This window comes from Paracoccus onubensis (assembly GCF_003591515.1).
Taxonomy (GTDB): Bacteria; Pseudomonadota; Alphaproteobacteria; order Rhodobacterales; family Rhodobacteraceae; genus Paracoccus; species Paracoccus onubensis.
In genome coordinates this window covers 154,213-171,484 of sequence record NZ_QZCG01000011.1, presented here as the reverse complement: position 1 = coordinate 171,484, position 17,272 = coordinate 154,213, and the positions used below count along the sequence as shown (strand labels likewise).

Genomic DNA, 17,272 nt, shown 5'->3' with positions numbered 1-17,272 from the left:
CGCTGTCCGTAACAGTGCGACCGGAAAACCATATTTCAACGCCGAACACGGCACAGGCAGAGCCGATGGCAGTTGCAGCGCGAAATCGCGCCTGCTAGGCAACGAAAAGCCTTGGTGAAAGCGTGTCTCATCGTGACAGCACCGCCCCGACTGGAAGTTCAAAGCCTGACCCGTTCCTTCAACGGGCAAGCTGTTGTGGAAAATGTCAGTTTTTCGGTCGAGGCAGGGCAGGTGGCCTGCCTTCTGGGCCCCTCGGGCTGCGGAAAATCCACAACGCTCCGGCTGGTGGCCGGGGTGGATATGCCGGATAGCGGGCATATCCTTGTCGATGGCAAAACCATGTGCGATGCCGCGACACATGTTCCGCCCGAACGCCGCTCGGTCGGGCTGATGTTTCAGGATTTCGCGCTTTTTCCGCATCTTCCGGTCAGCGAAAATGTCGCCTTCGGGCTGAAGGGCGGTTTTTCGGCCAATCGCGACCGGGTGCGGGAGCTGCTGGCGCGCGTGCAGATGTCATCCCATATCGACAGCTATCCGCATCAGCTTTCGGGCGGCGAACAACAGCGTGTGGCCCTGATCCGTGCGCTTGCGCCGCAGCCACGCATCCTGTTGATGGACGAGCCTTTCAGCGGTCTGGATGAGCGTCTTCGCGACGGGATCCGCGACGAAACGCTGGCGCTACTGAAAGAAGAGGGCACCGCCGTCCTGCTGGTCACGCATGAACCCGACGAGGCGATGCGCATGGCAGATCAGATCCTGCTGATGCGCCGGGGCCGGATCGTGCAGCAGGGCGCGCCCTATAACCTGTATAATGCGCCGGTCGACCGCGAGGCAGCCGGATTTTTCAGTGATATCAACATCCTGACTGGGAAGGTGCAGGGCGCGTTAACGAATACGCCCTTTGGCGAATTTCTTGCGCCGGGCGTTGCGGACGGGCAAGAAGTGGAAATCGTCATCCGCCCGCAGCACCTGAAAATCGACTTCGACCGGGCCGGACGAGGGCCTGCCCCTACGGCGGAAAACGGCAGCGCGGCGCTAGCCCGTGTCAGACGCGCGCGGTTTCTGGGCAGGGAATCCCTGGTCGAGTTCATCACCGATAACGGGGAAATCACCCTGAACGCGACAGTTCCGGGGGTATTCCTGCCAAGCGCCGATACGCCGATGTGGCTGATGCTGCGCCGCGACCGGGTTTTCGTGTTTCCGAAAAAGTGAAGACGGCCCCTTTCGCCAAGAAGCGGCAGGGGGCCGCGAACCGGATCATGCGTTGGTTTATTCCGCCTCGGCCAGTTTGTCGTCGATGATCTTTTTCATATCATCCCACGGCTGGTTCATCACCTTTTCCTCACCGATGATAAAGGTCGGCGTCGCCTCGATCTCATCCGCGGTGGCATTGTCCTGGAAGGTCTTGATCAGGCTTTCGGCAGTGCCCTTGTCGTCCCAGCAGGCGGTCATCTGCTCTTCCGACATGCCCGCTTTCAGGCCGATCTTGCGCAAATTCGACGCGATTTCATCGCCCGAACCGCCGGACAACCATTTTTTCTGATCGTCGAACAGCATGTCCGATACGGCATAGTATTTATCATCACCACCGCAGCGGGCAAGAATACCAGCCCAAAGGCCGACCGCATCGAAATAAACGTCGCGCTGGATGAACCGGACCTTGCCCGTATCGACATATTCCGATTTCAGCTTGGGCCAGTTTTCCTCGTGAAAATTGGCGCAATGCCCGCAGGTGAAGCTGGCATATTCGATGATTGTCAGCGGCGCGTCCTCTGCTCCCAACGCGATGTCGGGAACGGTCTGCGCTTGGCTGGCCTCGGTTTCGGCCTCGGCGGTCGCGGCCTCGTCCTGAGCCAAGGCGGGAGTTGCCAGCGACAACGCCAATGCGGCAACGAAAGAGCGGGTCAGCATGAAGAATCCTTTCGGTTTGATCGGGATGAGATATTCAGTGTCAGTCGCGCCATGGCCTCGGCAAGTTGCGGATCCTCGAACTGCCCGGCAACCTGTCTTGCCTCGGCCTGCGCTTCGGGATCCGGCGGCCGCATTTCGCGGGGTGCCGCAGTAAACTGAGCCTGACCTTCGGCAAAACCGCTTGCGGCAGTCTGGGTCAGGGAAATTTTCTGAATCGCGTTATAGCCGTAGCAGGCATTGATACGCTCGCGCAGTTGCGGCAGCTGCATCTCGACCATCGGTGCGGCAGGCCCGGTGGTCAGCAGGATCAATGTCGCGCCGATTCCGCCCCGGCCATAGCTGATGCGCACCGGGCGGGTCTGCCGGGCAAGCTGTTCGCCCGCGACTTCCGGCCAATGCGTCAACAGCCGGGTCACGGCGAAGCCACGGCCCTCGGCCGCCTTCTGCACCTGCTTTGCCAGCACCGAAGACGCCGCCTGAAAGCCACGCTTCCGACGGTTTGTGCTTTTATTCGGGCTATGCGATATCTGGGCCATACCTGTCTGTTCGGTTATCCGTAATATATCCTTAACCAGCAGCAGGCCCGGATGAAAGCGTGCCGAATGGTCGGAGTCCTGAAAATTGCGTGACAGCAAGGTGATCGGAGCACAGCTTCTGGAATGGTATGACCGCCATGCCCGCGTCTTGCCGTGGCGTATTCCCCCCGGCAAAGGCAATGCCGATCCTTATCGCGTCTGGCTGTCCGAGATCATGTTGCAGCAGACCACGGTTGCGGCAGTGAAGGCATATTTCGAACGATTCACCAGTCTCTGGCCGACAGTTCAGGCACTTGCAGCGGCAGAGGATGCCCGGGTGATGGCCGAATGGGCGGGGCTGGGATATTACGCCCGCGCCCGGAACCTGCTGGCATGTGCGCGGCAGGTTTCCGAAGCGGGCGGTTTCCCGACGACTCGTGAAGGTTTGCAGGCATTGCCCGGCATCGGCCCCTATACATCCGCCGCCATTGCCGCCATCGCCTATGACCTGCCCGAAACCGTCGTGGACGGTAATGTCGAACGGGTCGTGGCGCGCCTGTTTGCCGTTGAAACCCCGCTGCCCACAGCCAAGCCTGAACTGGTGGCCCTTGCCGGTGGCCTGACACCAGGACACAGGCCCGGCGATTACGCGCAGGCGATGATGGATCTGGGCGCCACGATCTGCACGCCGCGCAACCCTGCCTGCGGTATCTGCCCGCTTATCGGTGACTGCGACGCGCGACAGCAGGGGATCGCAGCGGAACTGCCGCGCAAATTGCGGAAAACTGCCAAGCCGAACCGGAAAGGCGTTGTCTGGGTGGCGTGGCGGGGCGGTTCGCTGTTACTCGAAACACGGCCCGCCAAAGGATTGCTTGGCGGGATGATGAGTTTCCCCTCGACGGGGTGGGACGGGCGCGATCTGCCTCCGCCCGGTCAGGCCGATTGGCGCGAAATCGGAGAGGTGCGGCATGTGTTCACCCATTTCAACCTGTCCCTGACAGTGCTGCAGGGGAAATTGACGGGGCCGCCGCAGCGGGGGCATCTGGTCCCGGCACAGGATCTTGACAGGAACGGTTTGCCGGGATTGATGCGCAAGGTCTGGGATGTGGCACAAGCAGAACATGACAGTCTGAAAGAGCAAGCATGAGTGGAAAATCATCCGGCCCTCTTCCCGCAGCCGCGCCTTTCTGGATGTCGGCGGTCATGCCGCTGCTGGTCGCGCTTGCCGCGTGGCAGGGGGGGGGCTGGTGGATGCTGCTGCCCGCCTATGCATGGTATCTGACCACGGCGCTTGATGGCGTTCTGGGCCTGAACGAGGATAACCCCGATCCCGAAACCGCCCTGCCACAGCTTTTCTGGCACCGCGCGGTCACGATCATCTGGTTCCCGCTGCAATTCGCGGCGATTTTCGGATCGATCTGGTATGTGACCGCCACGGGACATCTGTCCGGGCTGGAAAAGCTTGGCCTGTTCTTTGGAATCGGCGTGCTGTCCGGCTCTATCGGCATCGTTTATGCGCATGAATTACTGCATCAGAAGACCGCGCTGGAGCGTTGGCTGGGCGATCTTTTGCTGGGCTCGGTTCTGTATTCGCATTTCCGGACCGAGCATCTGCTGGTTCACCACTCATGGGTCTCAACCCCCCGTGACGCTGTGTCGGCGCGCTATAACGAGAATTTCTATCGCTTCTTCTGGCGGGTGCTGCGCGATGGTCCGGTCAGTGCGTGGCGTGCCGAAACCGGCAAGCTTGCGCGGGGGCGCAAAGGGCCGTTCGACCGGCGCAATCCGTTCTGGCGTTATGCAGCGATCCAGCTTGGCATGCTGATACTGGCGCTGTGGCTGGGCGGCTGGCAGGGGCTTTTGCTGTTCGTCTTTCAGGCATTTATCGCCGTCTGGCAGCTTGAGCTGACGAATTACGTCGAACATTACGGCCTGACCCGCCGCTATCTGGGCGAGGGCCGCTATGAACATATCCTGCCCCGCCATAGCTGGAACGCTTCGCACAAGGGGTCGAACTGGCTGCTGATCAACCTTCAGCGTCACTCGGATCATCATTACAAGCCCGACCGGCGTTTTCCCCTGCTGCAAACCTATGGCGAGGACGAGGCACCGCAATTGCCTTTCGGCTATCCGGCGATGACCTTCGTGGCCATGGTTCCGCCCTGGTGGCGGCGGCGGATGAATCCACGCGTTCGCGCATGGCGGCGGCAATTCTATCCCGATATCGAGGACTGGGGTCCGTATAATCGCGGAGAACTGCCAATGCCTCGAAATGCTCTGTAAACGAGGCAGTCATGTCGCTTGAAACCATACAGAACACGGAACCCCAGGCGCTTTGGGCGGGAATGGACGGCGTATTGCTGCGCTTTGGACTGACCCCCGAGCCGGAGGCGATGGCGGCGGCGCAGCGACTGGCGGCCGATACCGAAAATCATACTCCTGACGGGGTGATCGAGATCGCGCCGGGCCTTGTTTCTGTCCTGCTGCGATTTGATCCGGCAAAAACCACACGGACGGCTTTGGCCAAGGAATTGCTGGCACGCGCACAGCATATTTGGCAACATGCGCAAGACCGGCCCGAGCCTGCCCGAAGATGGACGATTCCCGTTGCCTTCGGGGCCGAGTATGGTCCCCAGCTTGAGGAAGTGGCACAGATCGTCGGTTGCCGCCCCGAGGAAGCCATCCGCCGGATCTGCAAAGCGGATCTGCGGGTGCTGGTCATCGGCTTTGCCCCCGGTCAGCCATATATCGGACTGTTGCCCGAGGAATGGAACCTGCCGCGCCAATCAAGTCTTACGCCGGGCGTTCCCGCCGGTGCCATCGTCACCGCCGTGCGACAGATCGTGATGTTCGGCGCTGAGTCGACGACCGGATGGCGGCAGGTCGGGCGCACGGCATTCCGCAGCTTCCGTCCCGGGCAGGACACGCCCATGCCGCTCAGGGCGGGCGACGCGATCCGCTATGTTCAAGCCTCGGGCCCCGAGATCGAGGCGCTGGAACGGACGGGCGACCTGTCCGGCGGCGCAAAGCTTCAGGTGTTGCGATGAGCGTTCTGCATCTGCGCCGCGCCGATGGCATCCTGACGGTTCAGGATATGGGCCGCCCCGGACATCTTGCCAAAGGCCTGTCGCGCGGCGGCGCGATGGATCGGCTGGCATTGATCGAGGCTGCCGCATTGCTGGGAGCGGATCAGCCGCTGGCCGCAATCGAAATGGCGGGCGCGGGGGGAGTTTTCGAAACCGCCCAACCGATGCGCATCGCCCTGACCGGCGCACCCATGATCGCCACGCTGGACGATGCGCCGCTGCAATGGCACGCATCGCATCTGATCCTGCCGGGGCAAAGCCTGCGGATCGGAGGCGTGCAGGCGGGAAGCTACGGCTACCTGACACCCGCCGGAGGGATGGCAACCGAGGAATGGCTGGGCAGCCGCTCGGCACATCTGAGTATCGGTATTCTCGCTCCGCTATCGGCTTGCAACCTACCCGTCGGCGACGATCCCGATCCCGACCGACCGCCACAACTGATCGAGCCTGTCCGCCGCTTCAATGGCGGCACGATCAGGGTAATCGACGGGCCGCAAACCGGGCTGTTCGGTGACAATATCCTTGCCGCATTCTTTGAAACCACCTTCACCCGCTCGGATCGCGGTAATCGCCAGGGGGTCAGGTTCGACGCGGCACGCAACTTTACCGCGGATCTGGCGGCGGGTCTGGCCTCGGATCTCATCGGGCCGGGGGATTTGCAGATGACCGGCGATGGCGTGCCCTTTGTCCTGATGGCCGAATGCCAGACCATCGGAGGGTATCCGCGTATCGGGACGGTCATTCCCGCCGATCTGCCGATTGCGGCACAGGCCGCGCCCGGCGCGAAACTGCGTTTTCAACGTCTGCCACTGGACGAGGCGGACAGGCTTTGGCAAACCGAAACCCGGCAAATCCAGACCGCCGCGGCGGCCTGCCGTCCTTTGGTCCGCGATCCGGCCCTGATGCCGGATCTGCTGGCTTATCAACTGATCGGCGGTGTGACCGCGGGTCGAGAACTGGAGGATCAATGATGCGTGTCGATCTCAATTCCGATATGGGCGAAAGTTTCGGGCCGTGGGTGATGGGCGATGACAATGCGCTTCTGGATATCGTCACCTCGGCCAATATCGCCTGCGGTTTTCATGCCGGAGACCCTGATGTGATGGCCCGCACCATGAGTCTTGCCCATGCTCGCGGCGTCGGTATCGGCGCCCATCCGGGATTCGCCGATCTGCAGGGATTTGGCCGCCGGCGCATCCGGCTGGGCGCGGAAGAACTGGGAAACATGGTTGCCTATCAGGTCGGCGCGGCCATCGGTATGGCGCGCATGGCGGGCGTGGAGCTGCGGCATCTGAAACTGCACGGGGCGCTGTCGAACATGGCCACGGACGAGCCCGAGCTTGCCCGCATCTGCTATGATGCCGTCCTGAAGGTCGATCCGTCACTGGTCCTTGTCGTGCTGGCCGGTACGGCACTGGAGGCTGCGGCGCGCGATCTGGGCGCGGCATATGCTTCCGAGATTTTCGCGGACCGGGCGTATAACGACGATGCCTCACTGGTCGATCGCGGCCAGCCCGGAGCGGTGCTGCACGATCCGGACGAGGCGGGGAAACGCATGGTCGAGATGATCCGCGAGGGCGCGATCATCACCGGCAGCGGCAAACGCATACCGTGCCGAATCGACACGATTTGCGTCCACGGCGATTCTGCGCAGGCGGTGGCTATGGCCGCAACAGTGAAGAAAACCCTGACCGACGCCGGAATCGAGGTCAAGCGATTTGACTAGGCCGCATTCCGGCCATGAACCGCAACCAGGTCGAAGCCACTCAAATCATGAAGAGTTTACACAAACTTTGCCGATTTAAGCAGAATCTTAAGCGTAATTCTGCTGCACCCCCTTGGTATTATCGCCCAGATCTGCCACATGCCAGACCGCATAGGACAAAGAGTTATAGCCATGACAACCCAGCCCGCCACTGAACCTGAACTCAGCACGGCAACGCTGACTCATTTGCAGCGTCTTGAAGCTGAAAGCATTCACATTATGCGCGAGGTTGTGGCAAATGCCGACAACCCCGTGATGTTATATTCCGTAGGCAAGGATTCCGCCTGTATGCTGCATCTGGCGAAGAAGGCGTTTTATCCGGCCCCTCCGCCTTTCCCGCTGATGCATGTCGACACGACGTGGAAGTTCCGCGCCATGTACGAGTTGCGCGACCGCGCGGCCGAAGATGCCGGGATGAAGCTGATCGTGCATCACAATCCCGAAGCTGTCGAGAAAGGCATCAACCCGTTCGATCACGGCAGCCTGCACACCGATATGTGGAAGACCGACGGTCTGAAACAGGCATTGACCAAGTATAATTTCGACGTCGCTTTCGGCGGCGCCCGTCGCGATGAAGAGAAATCCCGCGCGAAAGAGCGGATCTTCTCGTTCCGCTCGGCCAATCATCGCTGGGACCCGAAGAACCAGCGGCCCGAGCTTTGGCGGCAGTACAACACCCGCAAGGCGAAGGGCGAATCGATCCGGGTCTTCCCGCTGTCGAACTGGACCGAGCTGGACATCTGGCAATATATCCATCTGGAAGGCATCGAGATCGTGCCGCTCTATTTTTCGGAGCCTCGTCCGGTGGTCGAGCGTGACGGATTGCTGATCATGGTGGATGACGACCGTTTCCGGCTGAACGAAGGTGAAGTTCCGCAAATGAAATCGGTGCGCTTCCGGACGCTTGGCTGCTATCCGCTGACCGGCGCGGTTGAATCCGAAGCGAAGACTTTGCCCGAGGTCATTCAGGAAATGCTGCTGACCACCACGTCCGAACGTCAGGGACGCGCGATCGACCACGATAGCGCCGCCTCGATGGAGAAAAAGAAACAAGAGGGGTATTTCTGATGACCCTGGATACCAAAGATCCCGTATACCTCACCGATACACTGATCGCCGAGGATATCGACGCCTATTTGCTGAAGCATCAGCACAAGACCATGCTGCGCTTCATTACCTGCGGCTCGGTCGATGACGGCAAATCGACGCTGATCGGGCGGTTGCTTTACGATAGCAAGATGATCTTCGAGGATCAGCTTGCCAGTCTGGAGAACGACTCGAAAAATGTCGGCACGCAGGCAGGCGAGATCGATTTCGCGCTTCTGGTCGATGGTCTTGCCGCCGAGCGCGAACAGGGCATCACCATTGACGTGGCATATCGCTTCTTCGCCACCGACAAGCGGAAATTCATCGTCGCCGATACGCCCGGCCACGAGCAATATACCCGCAACATGGTGACCGGCGCCTCGACCGCCGATCTGGCCGTGATCCTGATCGATGCGCGTCAGGGTGTGCTGACGCAGACCAAGCGTCACAGCTATCTTGTGAACCAGCTTGGCATCCGTAATGTCGTGCTGGCGATCAACAAGATGGATCTGGTCGATTACTCGGCCGAGCGGTTCTACGAGATCGTCGGCGAATATTCGCATTTCGCCAAGCAGATCGGCATGGAAAGCTTTCTTCCGATCCCGATTTCGGGGCTGAAAGGCGATAATATCGTCACCAAAAGCGAACATATGGCCTGGTTCCAGGGTCCGACCCTGCTGGGCCATCTGGAGCAGGCTCCGATCAGTGATGCGCGCATGCAGGACCATCCGTTCCGCATGGCCGTGCAATGGGTGAACCGTCCCAATCTGGATTTCCGCGGCTTTGCCGGCTTTATCGGCGCGGGTGTGGTGCGTCCGGGCGACGCGATCCGGGTTCTGCCCTCGGGCAAGACCACGCGCGTCAAATCCATCGTCACCTATGACGGCAATCTGGATCAGGCGATTGCCGGACAGTCCGTGACGCTGACCTTCGAAGACGAGATCGACTGTTCACGCGGCGATGTGATCGTGAAATCCGATGAACCCTGCGAGGTCGCCGACCAGTTCGAGGCAACGCTGGTCTGGATGTCCGAAGAGGAAATGCTGCCGGGCCGTCCCTATATCCTCAAGATCGGCACGCAAAGCGTCACCGCGACCGTGACCGAGCCGAAATACGAGGTGAACGTCAACACGCTTGAGCATCTGGCATCGAAGACGCTGGGGTTGAACGCGATCGGCGCGGTCAATATCTCGACCGACCGGGCGATCCCGTTCGAGGCTTATGACAAGAACCCGGATCTTGGCGGCTTCATCCTGATCGACCGCATGACGAATGCCACAGTCGCGGCGGGGATGATCAAATTCGCCCTGCGTCGCAGCCAGAACATCCACTGGCAGGCCGTCGATGTGGACCGTGACGCACATGCTTCGCTCAAGAACCAGAAGGCCGCTGTGGTCTGGTTCACCGGGCTTTCGGGTTCGGGCAAATCGACCATCGCCAATATCGTCGAGAAGAAGCTGCATGCGCTTGGCAAGCACACATTCCTTCTGGATGGCGACAACGTTCGCCACGGTCTGAACCGCGATCTGGGCTTTACCGATGCGGACAGGGTCGAAAACATCCGCCGCGTGGGCGAAGTCTCGCGGCTGATGACCGATGCCGGACTGATCGTGCTGACGGCGTTCATCTCGCCCTTCCGTTCCGAGCGGCGGATGGTCCGGGAACTTCTGACCAATGGCGAGTTCGTCGAGGTCTATGTGGACACGCCGCTTGAAGTCGCCGAGCAGCGCGACGTCAAAGGTCTGTACAAGAAGGCTCGCGCAGGCGAGCTGAAGAACTTTACCGGCATAGACAGTCCCTATGAAGCGCCCGAAACCGCAGAGCTGACCGTCAACACAGTCGAGCTGAGTGCCGAAGAAGCCGCCGAAAAGGTGGTCGATTATATCCTCAAGTCATCGCGCTGACGGATATCGCTTTGTATCATGGAGGCGGACGTTCGCGTCCGCTTCCGATTAGAACAGGTCGCGTTGAACCGGAAACGCCGGTTATTTGCGTCCCGCTACGGCCTGGGGCGCCGCCCCGTCGCCGGCAGGTCTCTCGAACCAGTGGCGCGACCCGCCGGCGACCCCGAGGTATTTGGACAAAGAAGAAGGGGAAGCGATCCGGGAGGCGTGATGCGCTCTGGAGTATGTCTCTGCATTGAATGGACGCGGAATGCGATGCTTTCACTGCCGCCATATCCCCACCCGGAATCAAGGCCCGCCGATGATCATTCCGATAAATCAGCCCGCCTGATCCCTGCCCTTTATCGCGTATTCGGTGGATTTACCGTTGGAAAACGCGACCGGCGCGGTCGCTTGAATTCCGGTCTCAGCGGCAGCAGAAGCCCCAGAACAAAACCCGCCACGGTTCCGCCCAGATGCGCCTGCCATGCGATATTGGGCACAGCGAAAGTCAGGGCGACGTTCAGCCCGCCGATGATCAGCACCGTCCGCCAGATCGGTCGCATCGACATCGCGTTATGAAGACGCCACTTGATTGCCTGACCGATCAACGCACCGGCAAGCCCGAAAATCGCACCGGACGCGCCAACCATCGGCGCCGTCAGTGAAGACATCCAGGCAAATGCCAGGGCAGCGGCAACCTGTGAAACAAGATAGACCAGACCCATCCGCAGGGGACGCATGAAGCGGGCAAGTTCCCTTGCCACCGCGGCAAGGGAAAACATGTTCATCGCCAGATGCATCAATCCGCCATGCAACAGCCCATAGGTCAGGAACATTGCGATGGACTGACCCGGATACAGACCTTTCCCGCTTTGGAAAACCGGCGGCCAGAACGCACCGACCAGATTTGCCATCGCCCGCAACGGCTGATCGAACCCCACAATCGGAGCCAGCCAAAAAGCCGCCTCGATCGCACAGCACGAGACGATCAGCATCCTGATCCACAAAGGCAGGGAAGGGCGGTCGAGTGCCATCAGATGCTTAATCCGCCTTGATCTGGCGAGCCTCGTCGATCAGCATGATCGGGATGCCCGCATGGATCGGAAATGCCAGCCCCGCGGCTTTCGACACAAGTTCCTGCCGGTCGCGGTCGTAATGCAGCGCCGTATGGGTCACTGGACATACAAGGGCCTCCAGCATGTGGCGGTCGAATTCGGGGCACGCTTTATCTGTCATTGCAAAGGCTCGTCACTTTCGCCGCAACGAAGGGCATAGTCGATCAGCCCCTCAAGAAGTTCCCGGCGCTCGGTCAGGGTTCGGGTTTCAAGCAAAGCCTGCTTTTCGCCCGGTGAAAAGGGCAACAGCATTGAAAATGCGTTGATCAGGACTTCGTCGGCAGCTTTCCCCGCCTCTTTCAGATCGGTCGAAAGCTGGCGCAACTCGGCATAACGGCACAGCCTGTCCAGTAAAGCCGGGCGGTCAAGGTCGGGATCGAATTCCGGCCCGCCAAGATCCCGCGCGAATTCCGCCCAATCTATCTGCGCTTGCTGATATGGGGCGAAACCTTCCTCGATCCCGGTCAGGCGGAATCGCGAGACGGCACGCAATGTTATCATCATCCGCCCGTCGTCGCTTTCAGAGAAGGCGACAAGCCGTCCCGCGCAACCGATATCGGCCAGCCCGCCGTCAACGGGTTGGATCATACCGATCAGCCGGTGATCGGTTTTCAGCGTGTCGTCAAGCATCTGAAGATAACGGGGCTCAAAAACATGCAATGGCAGTTTGGCGCGAGGCAGCATGACCGCTTCGGCCAGCGGAAACAGCGCGATCCGCGAGGGCAGATCGAACCGGAAAGCCATCACGCGAAGATCAGCGAGGAAAGCCGGCGGCGGCCCTTCTGGCCAATCGGATCATTCGGCTTGAGGCTTTCGAAAATCGTCAGAAGCTGCGCCTTGGCCGCACCATCATTCCATTCGCGGTCGCGGCGGAAACTGTCCAGAAGCGTATCCACCGCCTCTTCGACCTGACCGGCAGCATGAAGCGCCCTGGCATATTCCAACCGCGCTTCCTGATCGTCGGGATTCGCCTCGACACGCGCCTGCAGATCACCGATAGGACCGGCATCCTCGGCTTGCTGGGCCAGTTGCAGTTGTGCCTTCGCGGCCTCGACCGGTGCGGATTCGGCAATTCCGGCAGGCACCTGCTGCAATGTCGAAGCGGCAGCCGCCGCGTCTCCGGCTGCCAGATGCGCGCGGATCAGGCCGCCCCAGGCCTCGGCATTCTCGGGCTCTTCGCCGATAATGGCGGCAAAGGTTTCGATCGCGTCACCTGCCGCGCCTTCGTCAAGCATCGACTCGGCTGCGGCAAGTGCCTCGGACAAACCGCCGTCGTCACCGGGAAGCGCTGCCAACTTATCCACGAATTGCTTGATCTGGCTTTGCGGAACCGCGCCCTGAAAGGCATCCACGGGGCGGCCCTGAAAGAAGGCATAGACGGTTGGAACGGATTGCACGCGCAATTGCGAGGCAATCATCTGGTTTTCGTCGATATTGACCTTGGCCATGCGGACCCGGCCTTTGTGCCGCGCCACTTCGGCCTCGAGCTGTGGGCCAAGCGTCTTGCACGGGCCGCACCACGGCGCCCAGAAATCCACGACGACCGGAACTTCCATGGATTTCTCGACAACTTCGGCCATGAAATCGGCTTCGGTCACGTCGCGGATGAATTCACCAGTCTGTGGCGCGTTATCGGCGCCATCGAACAGCATGGTCATTTTGCCCCCAATCGGCTGAGATCAACGGTTGCCCGCAATATGGGGCGCGAGACGCCCGAACGAAAGGGCAGATCCGCGCAAAACCGGGTCAGCGGCCTGTTCATCAGAAAATCGGGTCCAGTGCAAATGGATCAGGCGATGCGCTGGTCGCAATCGTCCGGCCCGGCCCGCCAAGAGTGGCGATCTGCCCGGCAAGCTGGCCGATCGCCTGCGACATCGCGCGCGCGATCGCGGCGGGCTGATTTCCTTGCAGCGGAACGGAAATATCGAAGCTGCGGGCATGATTCGTGCCGCCGCTGGATTGATCCGACACGAAATAACGCCCGCTCAGGCGATAGATCCCATCGGCCTGCGCAAGCGCCTTTTCGACCCGGACGACAAGCTCGCGCTGCGGAGGCTCGGCCAGAGGCCAGGGCTCGCCGATGACTGTCGCGCCCGAGATGTCCGAGATTTCCCGCGCAAGGGCAAGGGTGAAGGCGCGCTGGGGATTGTCCGCCCAGAGATTGTCGGGGTTCGAACGGATTGCGCCATCTTCGGTCTGCCACATCACTTCTTGATCAGAGGCATATTCAGGCAGCGACACATCCTTGAGCTCTGCGGATCCCAGACGGTTCGGCACCTGTCCGGATCCGGAAGGGGGATCGATCAGGAATCTGCCGGTCTTCTCTGGATTCGAACAGGCGGTCAGCGTCAGCAGCATGCCCAGCAGCAGGGCGGAAATACGCACCGGGTGAAACTTCGTATTCATGTCATCGTCCCAGAATGAAGGCGCGCGGATTACGTTCGATCATGCGGGCCAGAGAGCCAAATGATTCCGTCGCCCGGCGCAATTCGCGCAGCATGTTGATGGCCTCGGTATTGAATGCCGAACGGTTGCCATATGCCGCAAGAACCGCATCGGCACGCGCCGCGGTGGCTTGCAGACGTTGGATCAGTTCGGGCAGATCCTGAACGGCTTTCGCGATTTCGTCGGCGGCGACACTTGCCGAATTCAACGCGCTGTTCAGGCTTTCGGTGGCATTGCCGTCCCGCAGGTCGTTCAGCAGCCCCGCGGCGGCTTCAAGCGTATTGGACAGATTGCGCGGCAATGCTTCGGCATCCTCGCTGCCAAGCATCGCCCGGAGATCCGCCAATATGCCCTCTGCCTGAGTGCCGATGGCCGCGAAATCCACCTCGTTGATCTTCGCGGCAATCTGATCGATTTCTTCCACCATTGCAGGGACTTCGTCAGCAGCCTCCTGGACGGATATGAAGGCCGCGGTTGCCTCGTCGACCATGGTGCCCATATTCTTTGCCGCGCCGCTTTCACGAAGCTCTTTCGTGATCGTCGTGACATCGATCAGGGCCGTCTGTGCCTCGTCAATGGTTTTGCGCAGAGTTTCGGGAATTGCCCTCGTATCCGGTGCGCTGGCGATTGCGGTGATGCTGTCCATCATGTCGGTCGCGGATACCAGCACCTGTTCGATCGGCAGATCACCGATACGGTTCATGAATCCTTCGGCGGTTTGCGTGAAGTTGGACAGATCTCCCTCGACCGCAGGAACGATCGGGTAGGGTTTGGCGTCCATATCGATCTCGGCCGCGGGTGCGGTCGGAATATTGACCAGCTCGATCATCAGGGCACTGCCGAAGAAGCCGGTGCTGGCAACCCGGGCGCGAAGGCCCGACTGAACCGAATCCTGCAGGAATTCAAGCGCATCCTCGGGCGTCGCATCGGTATCCAGCCCCAGCCTGCTGGGCGAAACCGCGATCGTTACCCTTTGCAGAGTGACCGGCGGCATATCCTCGTTATCCGGCTCTTGCACGAAAACGGAAATATTGGTGACCGTGCCGACTTTGAGCCCGAAGAACTGAACGTCCGAGCCTTTGGAAAGACCGGAAACGGAATTATCCACCAGCACATTCAGATGAAGCTGTTCGGACTGATCCTCGATGAACATGTTGCTTCTGGCGGTGTCTTCATCGGGGTAGACGGTAAAGACCTGCCCCGTCTCGACCTGCCTGCCACCAGAGGCTAGCGTGTCAAAGGCAACGCCGCCCTGCAGCAGTGACGCAAGAGAGTTAACATTGAACGATACCCCGCTCGTGCCCAGGGAAAGCGAGAAACCCGACGTATCCCAGAAGGTTGTCGCAGTCGTCAGACGCTTGTCATGCGGTGCCTCGACAAAGGCATTGGCAACCACCATGTCCGAGCCATCCTCGGCCAGGCGGATATTGTCCATCTGGCCGACCTGAACCCCGTGATACAGGATCGGCGCACCCTCCGAGATCCCATCGGCATTTGTCATTCGCAGAACGATCCAGCTTCCCTCGGCATCGCTGCGGACCAGCGGAGGGCGTTCGAGTCCGGTGAAATGCGTTTCCCGGGTAGAAACCTCGGAATCCCAGTAACCCTCGATGAACGCCCCCGACAGCACGGTATCAAGCCGGGTAACCCCTTGAGCCGTCACCTGAGGGCGGACGATCCAGAAACTGGCCTGATCGTCGATATATTGCGCCACATCGGAATCGATACGGATCTGAACGCTGACCTTGGAAAGATCCGGTGTGAACCTGACCGATTCAACCTGTCCAACGGTAATCTCGCGGAAGCGCAAGGCGGTTTCCCCGGGCGTGATGCCGGTCGCATCGGCAAACTCAACCTCGATCAGGGCACCACGATTGGCATAGGAATTCCATGCAACGCCAAGCGTCACGACCAGCGCCAGAATTGGCACCAGCCATACGATATTGACACCGGCCTGCGCTGCCCGTGCCGCAGTTTTACGCACCGGGCTTGCCGGTTTGATCGGACCTTGGGTATCGCTCATTCTGCCCGTGTTTCCTGCACATCTTTACCGTCACTCCGGCTGCGGAGGGGAAGCCCCCGCCAGATCAGCCTTGGATCGAAACTTTGCGCAGAAAGCATCGTAAAAGCAACTGACAAGGCAAAAGAAACCGCCGCCGGTCCCGGATGAATCGACGCGACGAAGCCCAATTGCACCAGTGCCGAAAGGATCGCCACCACGAACACATCGATCATGGACCAGCGTCCGATGAATTCGACAACTTCATATACTTTCAGCCTGACATGCGCCTGTTCGACAGTCGCGGGACGACCGGCAACAAGCGCCAGCCAGGAAATGGCCACGAATTTGGCAATCGGCACCACGACCGAGGCCACGAATACGATGGCCGCGATATCGTAGCTACCATGATGGATCAGTTCCACCACGCCCTCCAGAATCGTCGCCTCGGAGCTGCCCTGGAGGCCCGCAAAGGTCTGCGTGCTCATCATCGGAAAGACATTCGCGGGAATATAGGTGATGATCCCCGCTGCCAGCCACGCCCAGACAAACTGAAGCCGCCTGCGATCGGGCGGAGTAAGTGTTTCACCGCAACGCTCGCATCTGGCGTGATCCGTGGGCCAGACCCGCCCGCAGCTATGGCACCCGATCAGACCTGCCCGATGTGCCGTCAGCACCGGACGGGCATCATGGTTGTTTGAGGTTTCGCCATTCATGTGGATATGCCGGGTTTTGGCGTTTCAGCCATTTCCCGGCCATCCGTCTTCACGCCGCTGTCTTCGATCGCGTCCCAGATGGTAGTCTGACACATGAAACCCCGCGACGCGATATTGACAAAGATCAACGCACAGAATGCCCAGAAGGCCGGACCAAGATGTACGCTGGCCAAACCGGCAACCTTGACCAGGGCGACCGAGGTACCGATGACGAAAATCTCGGCCATCGACCACGGGCGCAGATGCTCCGACAGGCGAAAAGCCGTGGCAGCATGACGACGGGCAGGACGGCCCTGTGCCAGTGGAACCAGCGTATAAAGCAGCAGGAACGAACGCAGCACCGGCAATCCGACAATCATCAGCAGAACCGCCAGCACCAGCGGCAGCAACACGCCATCGGCAAAGGAAAGCGCCACACCGAAAAGCGAGGTCGCATTGCCGAAACCCATCCGCGAGATTTCCAGAAAGGGAAAGAACATCGCGCCGACCATCAGAACCATCGTCGTAAAGGCCAAAGCGATAAGCTGAAGGAACGCGCCGCCGCGTGGATTGGCAAGAACCGTTCCGCAGCGAATGCAGCGGGCCGTTTCACCGGCGATAAGTTCTTCTTCGATATGAAGCGCATCGCAGCGAGGACAGGCCATCAGCCCCTCGCCGGTTTCAAGATTATAGCCACGTTCGCCATTTGTATCCATGCCTACAAGATAGACCGGCAGCGGGCAGGCGCAAGCAGGCAAGCTTACTCAAA

18 protein-coding genes are annotated in these 17,272 nt (G+C 60.2%); 8 read left to right on the top strand and 10 right to left on the bottom strand.

Translation table 11 applies throughout. From position 1 onward, the window contains the following. Positions 1-132 precede the first annotated feature (132 nt). Positions 133-1,212 carry an ABC transporter ATP-binding protein gene (locus D3P04_RS16520; protein WP_119750900.1) on the top strand — a complete coding sequence of 360 codons (1,080 nt, stop codon included), beginning with the start codon at positions 133-135 and terminating at the stop codon, positions 1,210-1,212. 57 nt (positions 1,213-1,269) lie between these two features. Here D3P04_RS16520 and D3P04_RS16515 read toward each other — a convergent pair whose 3' ends face one another. Both D3P04_RS16515 and D3P04_RS16510 read right to left on the bottom strand, forming a co-directional pair. Further along, positions 1,270-1,911 (bottom strand): DsbA family protein, encoded by a 642-nt coding sequence (locus tag D3P04_RS16515; protein WP_119750846.1) that lies wholly within the window; start codon positions 1,909-1,911, stop codon positions 1,270-1,272. Then, the gene (locus D3P04_RS16510) at positions 1,905-2,447 is read right to left on the bottom strand and encodes a DUF721 domain-containing protein (RefSeq protein ID WP_119750845.1); all 543 of its coding nucleotides are present in this window, start codon (positions 2,445-2,447) and stop codon (positions 1,905-1,907) included. The genes D3P04_RS16515 and D3P04_RS16510 overlap by 7 nt, the downstream gene beginning before the upstream one ends. Positions 2,448-2,532: 85 nt before the next feature. Here D3P04_RS16510 and D3P04_RS16505 point away from each other — a divergent pair, with 85 nt between their 5' ends. The 7 genes from D3P04_RS16505 to cysN all read left to right on the top strand — a co-directional run bounded on the left by D3P04_RS16505 (position 2,533) and on the right by cysN (position 10,267). After that, positions 2,533-3,573: an A/G-specific adenine glycosylase gene (locus D3P04_RS16505; RefSeq protein ID WP_119750844.1), complete on the top strand. Its 1,041-nt coding sequence runs from the start codon at positions 2,533-2,535 to the stop codon at positions 3,571-3,573. After that, entirely contained in the window at positions 3,570-4,709 is a 1,140-nt protein-coding gene (locus D3P04_RS16500; RefSeq protein WP_119750843.1) for an alkane 1-monooxygenase, read from the top strand. The genes D3P04_RS16505 and D3P04_RS16500 overlap by 4 nt, the downstream gene beginning before the upstream one ends. Positions 4,710-4,720: 11 nt before the next feature. After that, on the top strand, positions 4,721-5,473 hold the full coding sequence (locus tag D3P04_RS16495) for a 5-oxoprolinase subunit B family protein (protein WP_119750842.1): 753 nt from the start codon (positions 4,721-4,723) through the stop codon (positions 5,471-5,473). Continuing rightward, entirely contained in the window at positions 5,470-6,483 is a 1,014-nt protein-coding gene (locus tag D3P04_RS16490) for a 5-oxoprolinase subunit C family protein (protein WP_119750841.1), read from the top strand. Before D3P04_RS16495 ends, D3P04_RS16490 begins: the two co-directional genes overlap by 4 nt. Further along, the gene (locus D3P04_RS16485) at positions 6,480-7,238 is read left to right on the top strand and encodes a LamB/YcsF family protein (protein ID WP_119750840.1); all 759 of its coding nucleotides are present in this window, start codon (positions 6,480-6,482) and stop codon (positions 7,236-7,238) included. Before D3P04_RS16490 ends, D3P04_RS16485 begins: the two co-directional genes overlap by 4 nt. Positions 7,239-7,409: 171 nt before the next feature. Beyond that, positions 7,410-8,345, top strand: a complete 936-nt coding sequence (gene cysD / locus D3P04_RS16480) for a sulfate adenylyltransferase subunit CysD (RefSeq protein WP_119750839.1) — start codon at positions 7,410-7,412, stop codon at positions 8,343-8,345. Beyond that, the gene (gene cysN, locus D3P04_RS16475) at positions 8,345-10,267 is read left to right on the top strand and encodes a sulfate adenylyltransferase subunit CysN (protein WP_119750838.1); all 1,923 of its coding nucleotides are present in this window, start codon (positions 8,345-8,347) and stop codon (positions 10,265-10,267) included. The genes cysD and cysN overlap by 1 nt, the downstream gene beginning before the upstream one ends. Positions 10,268-10,608: 341 nt before the next feature. Here the strand turns inward: cysN and D3P04_RS16470 are convergent, their stop codons facing one another. From D3P04_RS16470 to D3P04_RS16435, 8 genes are all read right to left on the bottom strand, one after another. Then, a complete protein-coding gene (locus D3P04_RS16470) occupies positions 10,609-11,283 on the bottom strand; it encodes a rhomboid family intramembrane serine protease (protein WP_119750837.1) in 675 nt (224 codons plus the stop codon). Between the two features lie 7 nt (positions 11,284-11,290). After that, on the bottom strand, positions 11,291-11,485 hold the full coding sequence (locus tag D3P04_RS16465; RefSeq protein ID WP_119750836.1) for a Trm112 family protein: 195 nt from the start codon (positions 11,483-11,485) through the stop codon (positions 11,291-11,293). Then, a complete protein-coding gene (locus D3P04_RS16460; protein ID WP_119750835.1) occupies positions 11,482-12,108 on the bottom strand; it encodes an LON peptidase substrate-binding domain-containing protein in 627 nt (208 codons plus the stop codon). Before D3P04_RS16460 ends, D3P04_RS16465 begins: the two co-directional genes overlap by 4 nt. Continuing rightward, a complete protein-coding gene (locus tag D3P04_RS16455) occupies positions 12,108-13,022 on the bottom strand; it encodes a tetratricopeptide repeat protein (RefSeq protein WP_408634386.1) in 915 nt (304 codons plus the stop codon). Before D3P04_RS16455 ends, D3P04_RS16460 begins: the two co-directional genes overlap by 1 nt. Positions 13,023-13,125: 103 nt before the next feature. Beyond that, positions 13,126-13,770, bottom strand: coding sequence for a PqiC family protein (locus D3P04_RS16450; RefSeq protein WP_232845048.1), 645 nt, complete (start codon positions 13,768-13,770; stop codon positions 13,126-13,128). 1 nt (position 13,771) lies between these two features. After that, positions 13,772-15,832, bottom strand: coding sequence for a PqiB family protein (locus tag D3P04_RS16445; protein ID WP_119750833.1), 2,061 nt, complete (start codon positions 15,830-15,832; stop codon positions 13,772-13,774). Continuing rightward, complete coding sequence (locus tag D3P04_RS16440; RefSeq protein ID WP_119750832.1) at positions 15,829-16,524, bottom strand: paraquat-inducible protein A; 696 nt, start codon at positions 16,522-16,524, stop codon at positions 15,829-15,831. Before D3P04_RS16440 ends, D3P04_RS16445 begins: the two co-directional genes overlap by 4 nt. Continuing rightward, positions 16,521-17,219 carry a paraquat-inducible protein A gene (locus D3P04_RS16435; protein ID WP_119750831.1) on the bottom strand — a complete coding sequence of 233 codons (699 nt, stop codon included), beginning with the start codon at positions 17,217-17,219 and terminating at the stop codon, positions 16,521-16,523. Before D3P04_RS16435 ends, D3P04_RS16440 begins: the two co-directional genes overlap by 4 nt. Between the last annotated feature and the right edge of the window lie 53 nt (positions 17,220-17,272).